This is a genomic window from Streptomyces sp. NBC_00286 (assembly GCF_036173125.1).
Taxonomy (GTDB): Bacteria; Actinomycetota; Actinomycetes; order Streptomycetales; family Streptomycetaceae; genus Streptomyces.
In genome coordinates, this window is sequence record NZ_CP108054.1 from 8,864,120 (window position 1) to 8,877,313 (window position 13,194).

Consider the following 13,194-nt stretch of genomic DNA (forward strand, 5'->3'; position numbering starts at 1 on the left):
TCCTCGTGCGCTCAACTCAGCGGCAGCCGCGGGAACTTGCGGCCCTTCTCGGCGGCCTTCTTCTCGGCTTCCTCGGCCTTGACGACGGCCGCGTACTGGTCGACGTACTCCTGCTCGGAGAGGGTGAGGATGGCGTACATGATCTCGTCGGTGATGGCGCGCAGGATCGCCTTCTCGTTCTCCATGCCGGCATAGCGGGAGAAGTCGAGGGGCTTGCCGAAGCGGATCACCACGGGGTGGATGTTCGGGATCTTCTTTCCGGGCGGCTGGGCCTCGAAGGTGCCGATCATCGCGCAGGGAATGACGGGGACCTGGGCCTTGAGCGCCATGACCGCGACGCCCACCTTGCCCTTGTAGAGGCGGCCGTCGTGCGAGCGCGTGCCCTCCGGATAGATACCGAGGAGCTCGTCCTTGCTCAGCACCCCGAGCCCCTCGCGGATGGCCGCCTGACCTGCTTCCTTGCCGGAGCGGTCCACCGGAATCTGCCCGGCGCTGCGGAAGAAGTAGGCCGTCAGCCGGCCCTTGATACCGGGGCCCGTGAAGTACTCCGCCTTCGCCAGGAACGTGATCCGCCGCTTGAGGATCGCGGGCATCAGGAAATGGTCCGAGAACGACAGATGATTACCGGCGACAATGGCCGCGCCCTCCGCCGGTACGTGCTCGAGCCCTTCGATCTTGGGACGGAAGACCAGTCTCAGCAGGGGTCCCAAGATCACGTACTTGAGCACGTAATAGAACATGGGGTTGTCGCTCCTCACTCCGCCGGATCGGCTCAACCGCCGTGTTCTAGCAGGTCAATAGGTACGCGGGAGAGACGCCAGTGTATGTGCAGGCGCGGGCCCGTGTTAACCGTGGGTGCGCTACCGCTTGCGGGCCACTCCGCAGAAATGCGTCACATCGACGATCTCTTCCCGCGGGCAGTCGGGTCGCCAGCGGGGGCAGGAGACGACGCCCGGCTCGAGGAGTTCCAGTCCGTCGAAGAGTCCCAGGAGTTCTTCGCGGGTACGCAGTGTCATCGGCGCCGATCCCTGGGTGTTCCAGTAGTGGACGGCCCGGGCCATCGCCAGTCCGTCGACCTCCGTGGTCGGGTGGGAGACGACCAGGTGGCTGCCGGAGGGCACGGCGTCCATGAGCCGCCGCACGATGGAGCGGGCCTCATCGGTGTCGAGTACGAAGTTGAGGATGCCCAGCATCGTGATCCCCACGGGCCGGCTGAAGTCCAGGGTCCGGGCGGCGGCCTGGAGGATCGTTTCGGGGGCGTGGACGTCGGCGTCGATGTAGTCGGTGGCACCCTCGGGTGTGCTGGTGAGCAGGGCGCGGGCGTGGCTCAGCACGATGGGGTCGTTGTCCACGTAGACGACCCGGCAGGCGGGATCGACGCGCTGGGCGACCTCGTGGGTGTTGTCGACGATCGGGAGGCCCGTGCCGATGTCCAGGAACTGCCGGATTCCCGCCTCACCGGCGAGAAACCGCACAGAGCGCGCCAGGAACTGCCGGTCCGCGACAGCCGAGCGGGAGATTTCCGGCACGTAGGACAGGATCTGATCGCCGACCCGCTGATCTATCTGGTAGTTGTCCCTGCCGCCCAGCCAGTAGTTCCAGATACGCGCGGAGTGCGACACATTGGTCTTGAGCTTGGGATTCCGCTTGGTGCCCTGGGTGTCTGGAGTCGAGATTTCGGACATCCCTGTGGCTCTTTTCGCTCATCACTGACTGGGACAGTGCACAATCTAGCCCGCTTGGCCGGAACCAATCACCATAAAGGATAAAGCAGTTCGTGGTTCCGGCCCCGGCTACCGCGGGTTTCTTTCTCCCTTCAGTCCCCTTCTGCCCTCAGGCCCCTTCCGCCAGAACCTTCCCCAGAGTCCCGAGAGCCGCGCGGAGTTCCTCGTCGGTGATGGTCAGCGGTGGTGCAAGCCGGATCGTCGAGCCGTGGGTGTCCTTGACGAGAATTCCCTCGCGCATGAGGCGTTCGCTGATCTCGCGGCCGGTGCCGATCGCGGGGTCGACGTCCACGCCCGCCCACAGCCCCCGCGCACGGAAGCTCCGTACGCCCTTGCCCTCGAGGGCGGCCAGCCCTTCACGCAGGGTCACCCCCAACCCGGCGGCCCTGCGCTGGAATTCACCCGTCCCGAGCAGCTCGACGACCGCGGAGCCCACCGCCGCGGCCAGCGGATTGCCGCCGAACGTCGACCCGTGCTCGCCGGGCCGCAGCACCCCGAGCACCTCCCGGCGCGCGACGACCGCGGACACGGGCACGATGCCGCCGCCGAGCGCCTTGCCGAGCAGCACCATGTCCGGGACGACCGCCTCGTGCTCGACGGCCAGCGTCCGGCCCGTACGCCCGAGGCCCGACTGGATCTCGTCCGCGATGAACAGGCACCCGGCCCGCCGGGTCAGTTCGCGTATGCCGGTCAGGTAGCCGTCGTCCGGGATGAGCACGCCCGCCTCGCCCTGGATCGGCTCGATCAGGACGGCCGCCGTCGTCTCGTCGATCGCCGCCTCCAGCGCGGCGAGATCGTTGTACGGGACGATGCGGAAGCCGGGCGTGAACGGGCCGAAGCCCGCCCGGGCCGACTCGTCGGTGGAGAAGCTGACGATGGTCGTCGTACGGCCGTGGAAGTTGCCGTCGGCCACCACGATGGTCGCCCGGTCCGCGGGGACGCCCTTCACCTCGTACGCCCATTTGCGGGCGACCTTGATGCCGCTCTCCACGGCCTCGGCGCCCGTGTTCATCGGCAGCACCATGTCCTGGCCGGTCAACTCGGCCAGGGATTCGGCAAATTGGGCGAGCCGGTCGTTGTGGAAGGCGCGCGAGGTGAGCGTCAGCTGGTCGAGCTGACGGTGCGCGGCCTCGATCAGCGCCGGGTGGCGGTGGCCGAAGTTGAGGGCCGAGTAGCCGGCCAGCATGTCGAGGTAGCGGCGGCCCTCGACGTCCTCGACCCAGGCGCCCTCGGCGCGCGCGACGACCACGGGCAGCGGGTGGTAGTTGTGCGCGAGGACGGGCTCCTCGGCGCGGATCAGGTCTGCGGAGGTACGCGTACGCGCGGGAGCGGTCATGAACGGATCTCCTGGGTGCAGCACTTGATGCCGCCGCCGGCCTTGTGGAGCTCCGACAGGTCGACGGGGACGGGAACGTAGCCGCGGCGGGTCAGCTGGTCGGCGAGCGCCTCGGCGCGGGGCGAGATGAAGACATGGCGGCCGTCGGAGACGGAGTTGAGCCCGAACGCCATCGCGTCCTCACGCGTGGCGATCACCGCGTTCGGGAAGAGTCGCTGGAGCACCTCGCGGCTGCCCGGGGAGAAGGCCTCGGGGTAGTACGCGATGTTCGCCTCGGCGCCGTCGCCTCCGTCGTCGAGGACGAACAGCGCGGTGTCCATGTGGTAGAAGTACGGATCCACCAGCTGCAGGCCGATCGTCGGGACGCCGAAGAACTCCTGCACCTCCCGGTGCGCCTCCGGAGTCGTACGAAATCCGGTGCCGGCCAGGATGTAGCGGCCCACCGGGACGAGATCGCCCTCGCCCTCGCACACCGACTCGGGGTGCTGGACGTCGAAGCCCGCGTTCTTGAACCAGGTCTCGTACGCGGTCGACTCCGGCCGCCGCTGCGGCGCGTGGAACAGCGAGCCGAAGACGCGGCCCTGAACGACCAGCGCGGAGTTCGCCGCGAAGACCATGTCCGGGAGACCGGCGACCGGCTCGACGCTGTCGACGGTGTGGCCGTGGGCGCGGTAGGCGCGGATCAGCTCCGCCCACTGGCCGCGGGCCAGATCGACGTCGACCTGTGTGTCCTCATGCATCCATGGGTTGATGGCGTACTGCACGGCGAAATGTCTGGGTTCGCAGACCAGAAAGTGCTTCGGGCGCGACACGCGGCTGTTGGGCACAGAGGGGTTCCTCCGCTTCCTGCGGTGACGAGGTGATGACTGGCGGTGAGTCAACGGTAGGAAGCGGGGGAGAGGCGCGACAAGCACCGACGATTGCGCGTCGGCGCAGGAATGCTGCGTATTCAGACGGTTCACCGCATGATCGGTGCGCGAGCCGGGTCGCTCACTCCTCCGGAGCCGGAGCCGGCTGGTTCGCGCCCGCCTCCGGGCTCTCCGGGAGCAGATGCGACAGCACCATGTAACTGATCGTCTTGCGGATGAACGGCTCCGTACGGATTCGCTCGAGCACCTCCTCGAAGTGGTCCACGTCCCGGGCTCGTACATGCAGCAGCGCGTCCGCGCCCCCCGTCACAGTCATCGCGGCGGTGATCTCCGGATGGTTGCGCACCACCTCCGCCAGCCGCCGCGGCGGAGCCGCGCCCTCGCAGTACACCTCCACGTACGCCTCCGTACGCCAGCCGAGCGCGGCCGGCTTCACCGTGGCCGTGAACCCGGTGACCACACCGGTCTCGCGCATCCGGTCGACGCGGCGCTTGACCGCGGTGGCCGACAGGCCCACCTCCGCGCCGATCACGGCGAAGCTGGTCCGGGCGTTCACCATCAGGGCCGTAACGATCTTGCGGTCGAGCTCGTCGAACGGCGCGGACTTGGGGCTCATGCGCGCACTGTATCCAGCGCCGACGGCCACACCTCACGGCTCCGCAGGCCCAGAGGTCACAGCCCCGTCTCGCGCATGTGCAGACGTCCGGATTGCTCCTAGACTCCAGCCTCATGCTGCGCGCCCTCGCCGTCGACGACGAACCGCCGTCCCTCGAAGAGCTGCTCTATCTGCTGGAGGCCGATCCACGGGTGAAGAGCGTCGAGGGCGCGAGCGACGCGACCGAGGCGCTGCGCCGGATCAACCGCGCCCTGGAGTGCGGCCCCGACGGCGACGACGCGATCGACGTGATCTTCCTCGACATCCAGATGCCCGGGCTCGACGGCCTGGACATGGCGCGGCTGCTCGCCGGACTCGCCAAACCCCCGCTCGTCGTGTTCGTCACCGCGCACGAGGGCTTCGCGGTGCAGGCCTTCGACCTCAAGGCGGTGGACTACGTCCTGAAGCCGGTACGCCGGGAACGGCTGGCCGAGGCCGTCCGCCGGGCCGCCGAGCTGAAGGAGGCGGCTCCGCTGATCCCCGTACACGAGCCCGACCCGGACCAGATCCCGGTCGAGCTGGGCGGGGTCACCCGTTTCGTGTCCGTCGAGGACATCACGCATGTCGAGGCCCAGGGCGACTACGCGCGACTGCACACCGCACAGGGCAGCCACCTGGTGCGTATACCGCTGTCCACGCTGGAGGAGCGCTGGCGCTCGCGCGGCTTCGTCCGCATCCACCGGCGGCATCTCGTCGCCCTCGGCCACATCAGCGAGCTCCGCCTTGACGCGGGTACCGTGAGCGTCCTGGTCGGCCCCGTCGAACTGCAGGTCAGCCGCCGTCACGCCCGTGAGCTGCGTGAACTGCTGATGCGCCGGACCGCAAGCTGAGGAGGCGCGGACAGTGGCACAGGATCCGACCGATCGCCGCGTGGTCGTCACGGGGCCGCCCCGCCGAACCCGCCGGCTGAACGGCTACCGTCCCCGCACCGAGATCGACGAGCAGACGACTCTCGGCCACACCTACGTCCGCTCGCTCATCCGCAGCCAGCTGCGCGCCGCGCTCACGGTGTTCGGCGTACTCGTACTGCTCGTGGGACCGCTGCCGCTCGTGTTCACCTCGATGAACGACAGCACGAACCTCGAATGGCTCGTCCTCGGCTTCTGTGTCTACCCGCCGCTGGTGCTGCTCGCCCGCTGGTACGTCCGCCGGGCCGACCGCAACGAGCGGGACTTCGTCCGCCTCGTCGAGGACCGCTGAGAACGGGACCGAGAAACCCATGACCGAGGACCGCTGAGCCGTAGCCATGAACCCGAACGAGGTCCGCTGAGCCGTGAACGAGAACTACGCCGTTCCCGCGGTCGCCCTCGTCGTCGTCGCGACCGTCTTCGTCGGCGCCTTCGGCCTGCGCATCTCACGCACCACCTCGGACTTCTACGTCGCCTCCCGCACCGTCGGCCCCCGGCTGAACGCGGCCGCCATCAGCGGCGAGTACCTGTCCGCCGCCTCGTTCCTCGGCATAGCGGGCCTCGTCCTCGTCCAGGGCCCCGACATGCTCTGGTACCCCGTTGGCTACACGGCGGGCTATCTCGTCCTGCTGCTCTTCGTGGCGGCCCCGCTGCGCCGCTCCGGCGCCTACACGCTGCCCGACTTCGCGGAGGCACGGCTCGCCTCCCAGTCGGTGCGACGGCTGGCCGGCGCCTTCGTCGTCGGGGTCGGCTGGCTCTATCTGCTGCCCCAACTCCAGGGCGCCGGGCTGACGTTGAACGTGCTGACCGGCGCCCCCAAGTCCCTCGGCGGGATCATCGTCGCCGTCGTCGTGGTCGCGACCGTCGCCGCGGGCGGCATGCGCAGCATCACCTTTGTGCAGGCCTTCCAGTACTGGCTGAAACTCACCGCCCTGCTCGTCCCCGCCCTGTTCCTCGTCCTCGCCTGGCAGGGCGACGGATCGCCGCGGAACGCCTTCGACGAACCGGCGACCTTCCGCGAACACCGCGTGGTCCGCGTCGACAGCGGCCTCGACCTGAAGCTCGCCGAACCGCTGAACGTCACGGCGACGGGCACGGTCGACGGCGAACGGTACGAGGACGAGAAGGTCCGGCTCGACGCAGGCGTCCACCGCATCGAACAGGGCACCCGGCTCGGCTTCACCAAGGGCGACCACGTCCCCGTCGCCGACCGCGGCAGCAACGGCGGCATGTCCACCTCGCTCGCCGAGGGCCGCGAGGAACGCCCGCTGTACGCCACGTACGGACTGATCCTCGCCACCTTCCTCGGCACCATGGGACTGCCGCACGTGGTCGTCCGCTTCTACACCAGCCCGCACGGCGTCGCCGCCCGCCGCACCACCGTCGTCGTCCTCGGCCTGATCGGCGCCTTCTATCTGCTGCCGCCCGTCTACGGCGCGCTCGGGCGCCTGTACGCCCCCGAGCTCACCCTCACCGGGGACGCCGACGCCGCCGTACTGCTGCTGCCCGACCGGGTGATCGGCGGACTCGGCGGGGACCTGCTGGGCGCGCTGGTGGCGGGCGGGGCCTTCGCCGCGTTCCTGTCCACGGCGTCCGGGCTGACCATGGCGGTGGCGGGCGTGCTCACCCAGGACGTGCTCCCGGCACGGGGCGTACGGCACTTCCGGCTGGGCACGGTGCTCTCGATGATCGTGCCGCTGATGGCCAGCGTGGTCGTGGGCGGGCTGCCCGTCGCGGACGCCGTGGGGCTCGCCTTCGCCGTGTCCGCGTCGTCGTTCTGCCCGCTCCTCGTCCTCGGCATCTGGTGGCGGCGGCTCACCCCGCCCGGCGCGGCGGCCGGGATGCTGGTCGGCGGCGGCTCGGCGCTGCTCGCGGTCGCCGCGACCATGGCGGGCTTCCCGGGCACGGGCCCGCTGCACGCGCTCCTCGCCTGGCCCGCGCTGTGGTCCGTCCCGCTGGGCTTCCTCACCATGGTGCTGGTGTCGCTGGCCACGCCCGGGCGGGTACCGGCGGGCACGGCCGCGATCCTGGCCCGCTTCCATCTGCCGGAGCAGCTGTCGGGCGGGCAGGTGCGAACGGCCGTGAGCGCGAAGGAAGTTGACGCATGAGGCGGGTGGTGGAGACATGAGCGGTTTCCTGGCCGGGCTCCTGGTGGCCGTACTCCCGCTGCTGGCGGCCGGTTTCTGGCTCGGCCGGCGCACCACGCGCCCACGGAGCCTCGGCGGACTCGGCACCCCCGTCGAGCACGCCACCTTCGAGACCCTGCACACCGCCTCGCTCGCCGCACCCCCGCTGCGCGCCGGCCTCACCGAGGAGACGGCCCGCAAGTCGGCCAGGCGTCTGCGCACCCTGCTCGGCACCGACGCCCTCTGCCTCACCGACCAGGACACCGTCCTCGCCTGGGAAGGCGTCGGCGAGCACCACAAGACGCAGATCATGGACCGGCTCGGCGGACCGCTGGAGAACGGCCGCGGCGAAGCCTTCCGCCTCGACTGCGTCGAACCGGACTGCCCGGTGCGCTGGGCCGTCGTCGCCCCGCTCACCGTCGACGACCGCGTACACGGCGCGCTCGTCGCCTGCGCGCCCCGCGAGTCCGCCGTACTGGTCAGGGCCACCGGAGAGGTCGCCCGCTGGGTCTCGGTCCAACTGGAGCTCGCCGACCTCGACCAGTCCCGTACGCGGCTGATCGAGGCCGAGATCAAGGCCCTGCGCGCCCAGATCTCTCCGCACTTCATCTTCAACTCGCTCGCCGTGATCGCCTCGTTCGTCCGCACCGACCCCGAGCGTGCCCGCGAACTCCTGCTGGAATTCGCCGACTTCACCCGCTACTCGTTCCGCAGGCACGGCGACTTCACCACGCTTGCCGACGAACTCCACGCCATCGACCACTACTTGACCTTGGTCCGGGCCCGCTTCGGGGACCGCCTCTCGGTCACCCTGCAGATCGCCCCCGAAGTACTCCCGGTGACCCTGCCCTTCCTGTGTCTGCAGCCCCTCGTGGAGAACGCCGTGAAACACGGCCTCGAGGGCGGCACCGGGCAGGTCGACAAGAGCCACATCAGCATCACCGCACAGGACGCGGGAGCCGAGGCCCTCGTCACCATCGAGGACGACGGTCCCGGCATGGACCCCGACTGGCTGCGCCGCATCCTGGCAGGCGAGATCAGCCCGTCGGGCGGCATCGGCCTGTCGAACGTCGACGACCGGCTGCGCCAGGTCTACGGAGACGACTACGGCCTCGTCATCGAGACCGCGCTCGGCGCGGGCATGAAAATCACCGCCAGGCTGCCCAAATACCAGCCGGGCGTGCACTCCGCGGGACGGCTGTCCCGCGAATGAAAGCGTCTCTGGAACTCTGTGTGTGCCTGAGTAACTCAGGCTTTTAGGGCGCGGCGTGGCCGTGTGCGGTTGCCGTCCGGTGGTCCGAACCTCGGGGTGAGGGGGTGGACCTCGGTGGCATGCACGTGGTGGAAGCCGGTCCGCTGGGCGGCGCGGGCGCGCCGCCGACAGGTTCCGCGGGAGAGCCGCCCCCGCCTTGCCAGAGCAGGCTCCGGCAGGGCGGGGGCGGGTACTCCATGACCTGGCACCCGCCCCGGGAAGGGGGCTGGTGTCTGGGTGTCATGCCCCGCCGGACGCTTGACCACCCGGGTGGGGGTGGTGGCGGGGACCGTACGCACTTCGGGCATACGGCGGGAAGTCGATGACCGGCCGGCCGGGGAGGGCCGGGCCGGAGTGGGGCGGCGCTTGCCCGGGGTGGTCTTCGGCCCGGGCGGCCGGGCGGGGAGGGCCTGCGCGCGGCGGGCGCGGCGCAGCCGGCGGGTGGTCTTCTTCGGCCGGCGCACCGCGGTGACGGTGCCCTCCACGGTGGTGCGGATGGTGCGGATACCGGTGGTGCGGTCGGTGCTGGTGTGGGGTTGGGCGAGCAGGCCGCGGGAGACGATCTGGCGGGCGGCCGCGTGGTCCCGGTCCTGTGACAGCCCGCACCCTGCGCAGTGCGCCCAGGTCCAGCCGCGCTCGGCAAGCCGGTCCGGCGCCGGGTGATGGCCCAGCGGCCCCAGGCATTGCGGGCAGCGTGCGGAGGTGCCCCGGGCGGGGACGGTGACCACGGTGATGCCCGCCTTCGCGGCCAGGTGCCGGATCGCCTCGGCGACCCTGCCGCGGACCTGCCCGGACAGCCGGGCGTTGCCGCGCCGTTTGCCGCGGGCCTCCAGGGTGGCCAGGTCCTCCAGGTAGATGACGCTGGCGCCGAGTGCGAGGCTCTGGTCGACGGCCCAGCGGGCCGCCGCCCAGGCCAGCGCGTCGTTGAGGTGGCGGATGCGGGCACACACCCGCGCGTGCTCCACTTCCAGCACCGCGGCCCGCCGGTGCAGGTCGTCCCAGGCCAGCAGGGGGGCGCCGAGCCCGTCCGCCAACTGCTGGTAGTGGTCGCGTCGGGCGGCGAGGTGTTCGCGGTGGCCGCGCAGCCGGTGCAGTTTCGCGCTGATGGCGGTGGCGTCGAAGAGCAGAGGGCGGCCGTCGGTGACCACCCGCCGGGCAGTTTTGGGGCCGGTCAGACGGCCCACCGTTCCGGTCAGCAGGGTGTTTACACCCCAGTCGAAGCCGACCGCCACGGTGTGCCCGGACGCCTTGGTGGCCGGGGCGGGCCGGGAGTGCGGCAGGTCCACCGCGATCCGGCCACCGCGGGTGGGGCGCAGGGTCGGGGTGTGCAGCACCGCCTCCGGGCCGACGGTGGCGGGCAGCCGCAGGTCGATCACATGCCAGGCCCACTCCCGGCCCGAGGCGGGGGCCGGGCACAGCGGGAGCTTCACCCGCAGCCGGGCCAGCCCCGCATCCACCCGCTGCAGGGTGACCTGCTGGCGGTCCATCGCCGCCAGCAGCACCTGCGCGGCGATCTGGGGCGGCTCCTCCAGCTCACACAGCCCTGCGGGCAGGCGCCCGTGCTCGGCCACATAGGCGCGGACCTGCCGGGTGCGGTTGCGGATCTCCGCATGGCCGACCCCGCTCGGCAGCAGCGCCTGCAACGCCTCCCACTCCGCCTGGGTGCGCCGGTGGGGGTCGGCGGGCCAGGTGGCCAGCACCGCCGCCACCACAGTGCGCCGATGCAGCGCCAGCCGCAGGGTGCGCGCCGCGTACTCCTCCGCACCCCGCCGCACCCGGTCCGACACATACACCCCCTCGGCGAAACTCGCCGTGTGCTGCCAGTTGAGGCGGCGCAGCGCCATCCAGCCCTTGGACGGCAACGGCTCACCCCGCCCGTCGACCCCGGCGGCCAGCACCTCCAGCGAACCCTCGTCCCACCGGGAAGCCACCAGGGCCCGGGTCAGCTCGCGGCTCAACTGGGCGAGAAAACCCACCCGCTCGTACAGCACCGCTTGACCGACCCGCTCGCCGCTGCCCTCGACCACGCCACCGAAGGCGGTACACGGCGCCGTCGCCATCAACCGGCCCACACCCACCACCCCCCTGCTCGGTCCCGAATCGGGCACATCCGTGCACCCGATCGGCCTAACGACCGACCCCCGCACAAAGACACGGCAGCCGACCGGCACCGCCCGAATCGCACAGGAAAACGCAGCAAAACCGCCAACAGTTGAAGACCCTCCCCGGGCCGGTTCTGAACCGGTCCGGGGAGGATGCGCGAAGGGCATCAGGTGCTGCGTGAGGCCACCATCGCCAGAGTGATCAGGCCGAGTACCACCCAGCCGAACCACAGCCAGCCATTGCTGCCGAGCGCCACCGTGTAGGCCGTGACCATCACCAGGCCACCGACGGTGAGCACCCCCATGGTCTTCGTAGAACCGGGCATCGCAACACCCTCCTTATGGTTCGTCCCTCTCCATGGTGCCCCCGTCCTGCCTTTTCACGGTGCATACGACGAAATGGGTGCCTGTTTTCCAGCCGCTCTCCCCGGCCCAGGCCGCCGATTCGTAGCGGCCGGGGTCGTAGCCGTACTGGATCGGCGGCACATCCGCCGCGCAGGCCTCGACGGATTCCCGCTTCGCGTCTTCGAGCGTGGTGTCGGGGCCGAGTCGGGTGAAGCCGAGCACCCGCTGGTCGTGCGGCTCGTCGCAGGAGGTCAGCCGGGCGTCCCGGTCGGACCGTTCGTCCAGGCAGTCCTGCTTCTGCATATTGGCCGTGTCGATGAACGTCAGCCCCGTCTCCCGGTGGTCCCCGAGCGGCCCGTACACCCCACCGTTCGCCCCGAGCAGCAGACATACGGTGCGCCGGCCTGCGGCCTCGAAGCCCGCTTCGGTGGGCAGCACGGCGTAGCCGCGTACGTCCGCGAGCTTCTTACGGGTCTCCTCGGTGCGCGACTCGCAGTGGACGGGCCCGTACGTACGCGCCTCATCGACGGATCCGGCCTCGACCACCGCCATGACCTGCCCGTCCGGGGACCCTTTGAGGCAGTCCTCGAGCTTCAGCCGCGGCGTGCCCTCGAAACGCCTCTCGGGCCAGTCGGCGATGACGCAGTCGCCGTCCTTGAGCGGCTCGGCGAGCCCGACGGCCCCGCCGTACGGCTGCGCAGCCCCGCCCTCGTCCGCCTGCCGGCCCATCGCGTACCAGACCCCGCCGAGCGTCAGGCCCACGCCGAGGAGGCACGCGATCACGGACTGCAGGACGTTCGAGCGTTTGCGACGCCGGCTGCCGGGCGGCGGCGGCGCGTACGTCGGCGATTTGGGCGGGACGGGTGACTGCAGCGCGATAGGTGGCCCGAATCCGGGACCTGGCGCAGGCCCTGGCGTCCGTACGGCTGATACCTCCGTCTCGGCGTGCGCCCACTGCGGCTGCGACCCCGGATCGACGTGGGTGCGCTGCGGGGGCTGTGGCGTGACGATCGCGGACAGCGCGGCCTGCGTCTGCTCCGCCGTGGCGCGGTGGACGGGGTCCTTGGTGAGCAGGGCGGCCAGGATCGGTTCCAGCGCGCCCGCGCGCAGAGGCGGCCGGGGCTCCTCCAGGACGACCGCGGTGAGCGCGGCCAGGTCGGTGTCGCGGTCGAACGGGCCGCAGCCCTCGACCGCGTAGTAGAGCGTGCAGCCCAGTGAGAACAGATCGGCGGCCGCGGTGGGCGGCCCGCCCTGGGCCCGCTCGGGCGCCAGATATCCGGCCGTGCCCACGAGCATGGACGTCATCGTCCAGCGCGGCTCGGCGGAGTCCGGCTGCACGGAGATCCCGTAGTCCGTGAGCAGGACACGTGCGTACGGGGAACCCGAACGGTCCGGCGCCAGCAGGATGTTGGCGGGCTTCACATCGCGGTGCATGACGCCCCGCTCGTGGCCCGCGGTCAGCGCGTCCAGCACGGCGAGACCGATCCGGGCGCACTCGGCGGGCGCCGCCGGGCCCCGCTGGGTGACCAGGTCGCGCAGGTCGAGGGCGCCCGCGACGTACTCCATTACGATCCACGGCAGGCCCTCGTGTTCCAGTACGTCGTGCACGGTCACCACATGCGGATGGCCGCGCAGCCCCGCCGCGTTCCGGGCCTCCGCACGGGCCCGGGCGACCCGGGCCGCCCGCTGCCGACCGGCCTCGGCGGGATCGCGGAAAACGATCTCCTTGAGCGCGACCTCACAGGCGAGCTGCTGGTCGTGGGCGAGCCATACGTGTCCCATGCCACCGGTACCGAGCCGGTTCAGCAGCAGATACCGACCCGCGATGACCCGGCCCACTCCCGACTGCGATGTCCCTGGTGCCATCCGGTCCCTCC

12 protein-coding genes are annotated in these 13,194 nt (G+C 70.8%); 4 read left to right on the forward strand and 8 right to left on the reverse strand.

The features are described from left to right. Positions 1-11 precede the first annotated feature (11 nt). From OHT21_RS40120 to OHT21_RS40140, 5 genes are all read right to left on the reverse strand, one after another. Positions 12-740, reverse strand: a complete 729-nt coding sequence (locus tag OHT21_RS40120) for a lysophospholipid acyltransferase family protein (protein WP_328773154.1) — start codon at positions 738-740, stop codon at positions 12-14. Between the two features lie 120 nt (positions 741-860). Then, positions 861-1,685, reverse strand: a complete 825-nt coding sequence (locus OHT21_RS40125) for an SAM-dependent methyltransferase (protein ID WP_328773155.1) — start codon at positions 1,683-1,685, stop codon at positions 861-863. A 148-nt stretch (positions 1,686-1,833) separates the two neighbouring features. Further along, positions 1,834-3,060, reverse strand: coding sequence for an ornithine--oxo-acid transaminase (gene rocD, locus OHT21_RS40130; protein WP_328773156.1), 1,227 nt, complete (start codon positions 3,058-3,060; stop codon positions 1,834-1,836). Next, positions 3,057-3,887: a dimethylargininase gene (ddaH, locus tag OHT21_RS40135; protein WP_328773157.1), complete on the reverse strand. Its 831-nt coding sequence runs from the start codon at positions 3,885-3,887 to the stop codon at positions 3,057-3,059. Before ddaH ends, rocD begins: the two co-directional genes overlap by 4 nt. Positions 3,888-4,050: 163 nt before the next feature. Further along, positions 4,051-4,545, reverse strand: a complete 495-nt coding sequence (locus tag OHT21_RS40140) for an Lrp/AsnC family transcriptional regulator (RefSeq protein ID WP_328773158.1) — start codon at positions 4,543-4,545, stop codon at positions 4,051-4,053. Between the two features lie 113 nt (positions 4,546-4,658). On the opposite strand from OHT21_RS40140, the gene OHT21_RS40145 reads away from it, so the two are divergent. The 4 genes from OHT21_RS40145 (at position 4,659) to OHT21_RS40160 (ending at position 8,831) form a co-directional block, all read left to right on the forward strand. Next, on the forward strand, positions 4,659-5,414 hold the full coding sequence (locus OHT21_RS40145; protein ID WP_328773159.1) for a LytR/AlgR family response regulator transcription factor: 756 nt from the start codon (positions 4,659-4,661) through the stop codon (positions 5,412-5,414). Positions 5,415-5,427: 13 nt separating this feature from the next. Next, a complete protein-coding gene (locus OHT21_RS40150; protein ID WP_165339017.1) occupies positions 5,428-5,784 on the forward strand; it encodes a hypothetical protein in 357 nt (118 codons plus the stop codon). Between the two features lie 73 nt (positions 5,785-5,857). Further along, complete coding sequence (locus OHT21_RS40155; protein ID WP_328773160.1) at positions 5,858-7,600, forward strand: sodium/solute symporter; 1,743 nt, start codon at positions 5,858-5,860, stop codon at positions 7,598-7,600. A 16-nt stretch (positions 7,601-7,616) separates the two neighbouring features. Continuing rightward, positions 7,617-8,831: a sensor histidine kinase gene (locus OHT21_RS40160; RefSeq protein ID WP_328773161.1), complete on the forward strand. Its 1,215-nt coding sequence runs from the start codon at positions 7,617-7,619 to the stop codon at positions 8,829-8,831. 35 nt (positions 8,832-8,866) lie between these two features. Here the strand turns inward: OHT21_RS40160 and OHT21_RS40165 are convergent, their stop codons facing one another. From OHT21_RS40165 to OHT21_RS40175, 3 genes are all read right to left on the reverse strand, one after another. Then, the gene (locus tag OHT21_RS40165; protein ID WP_328773162.1) at positions 8,867-10,930 is read right to left on the reverse strand and encodes a transposase; all 2,064 of its coding nucleotides are present in this window, start codon (positions 10,928-10,930) and stop codon (positions 8,867-8,869) included. A 209-nt stretch (positions 10,931-11,139) separates the two neighbouring features. Further along, positions 11,140-11,298 carry a hypothetical protein gene (locus OHT21_RS40170; protein ID WP_165264169.1) on the reverse strand — a complete coding sequence of 53 codons (159 nt, stop codon included), beginning with the start codon at positions 11,296-11,298 and terminating at the stop codon, positions 11,140-11,142. 13 nt (positions 11,299-11,311) lie between these two features. Continuing rightward, positions 11,312-13,183, reverse strand: a complete 1,872-nt coding sequence (locus tag OHT21_RS40175) for a serine/threonine-protein kinase (RefSeq protein WP_328773163.1) — start codon at positions 13,181-13,183, stop codon at positions 11,312-11,314. Positions 13,184-13,194: the final 11 nt, after the last annotated feature.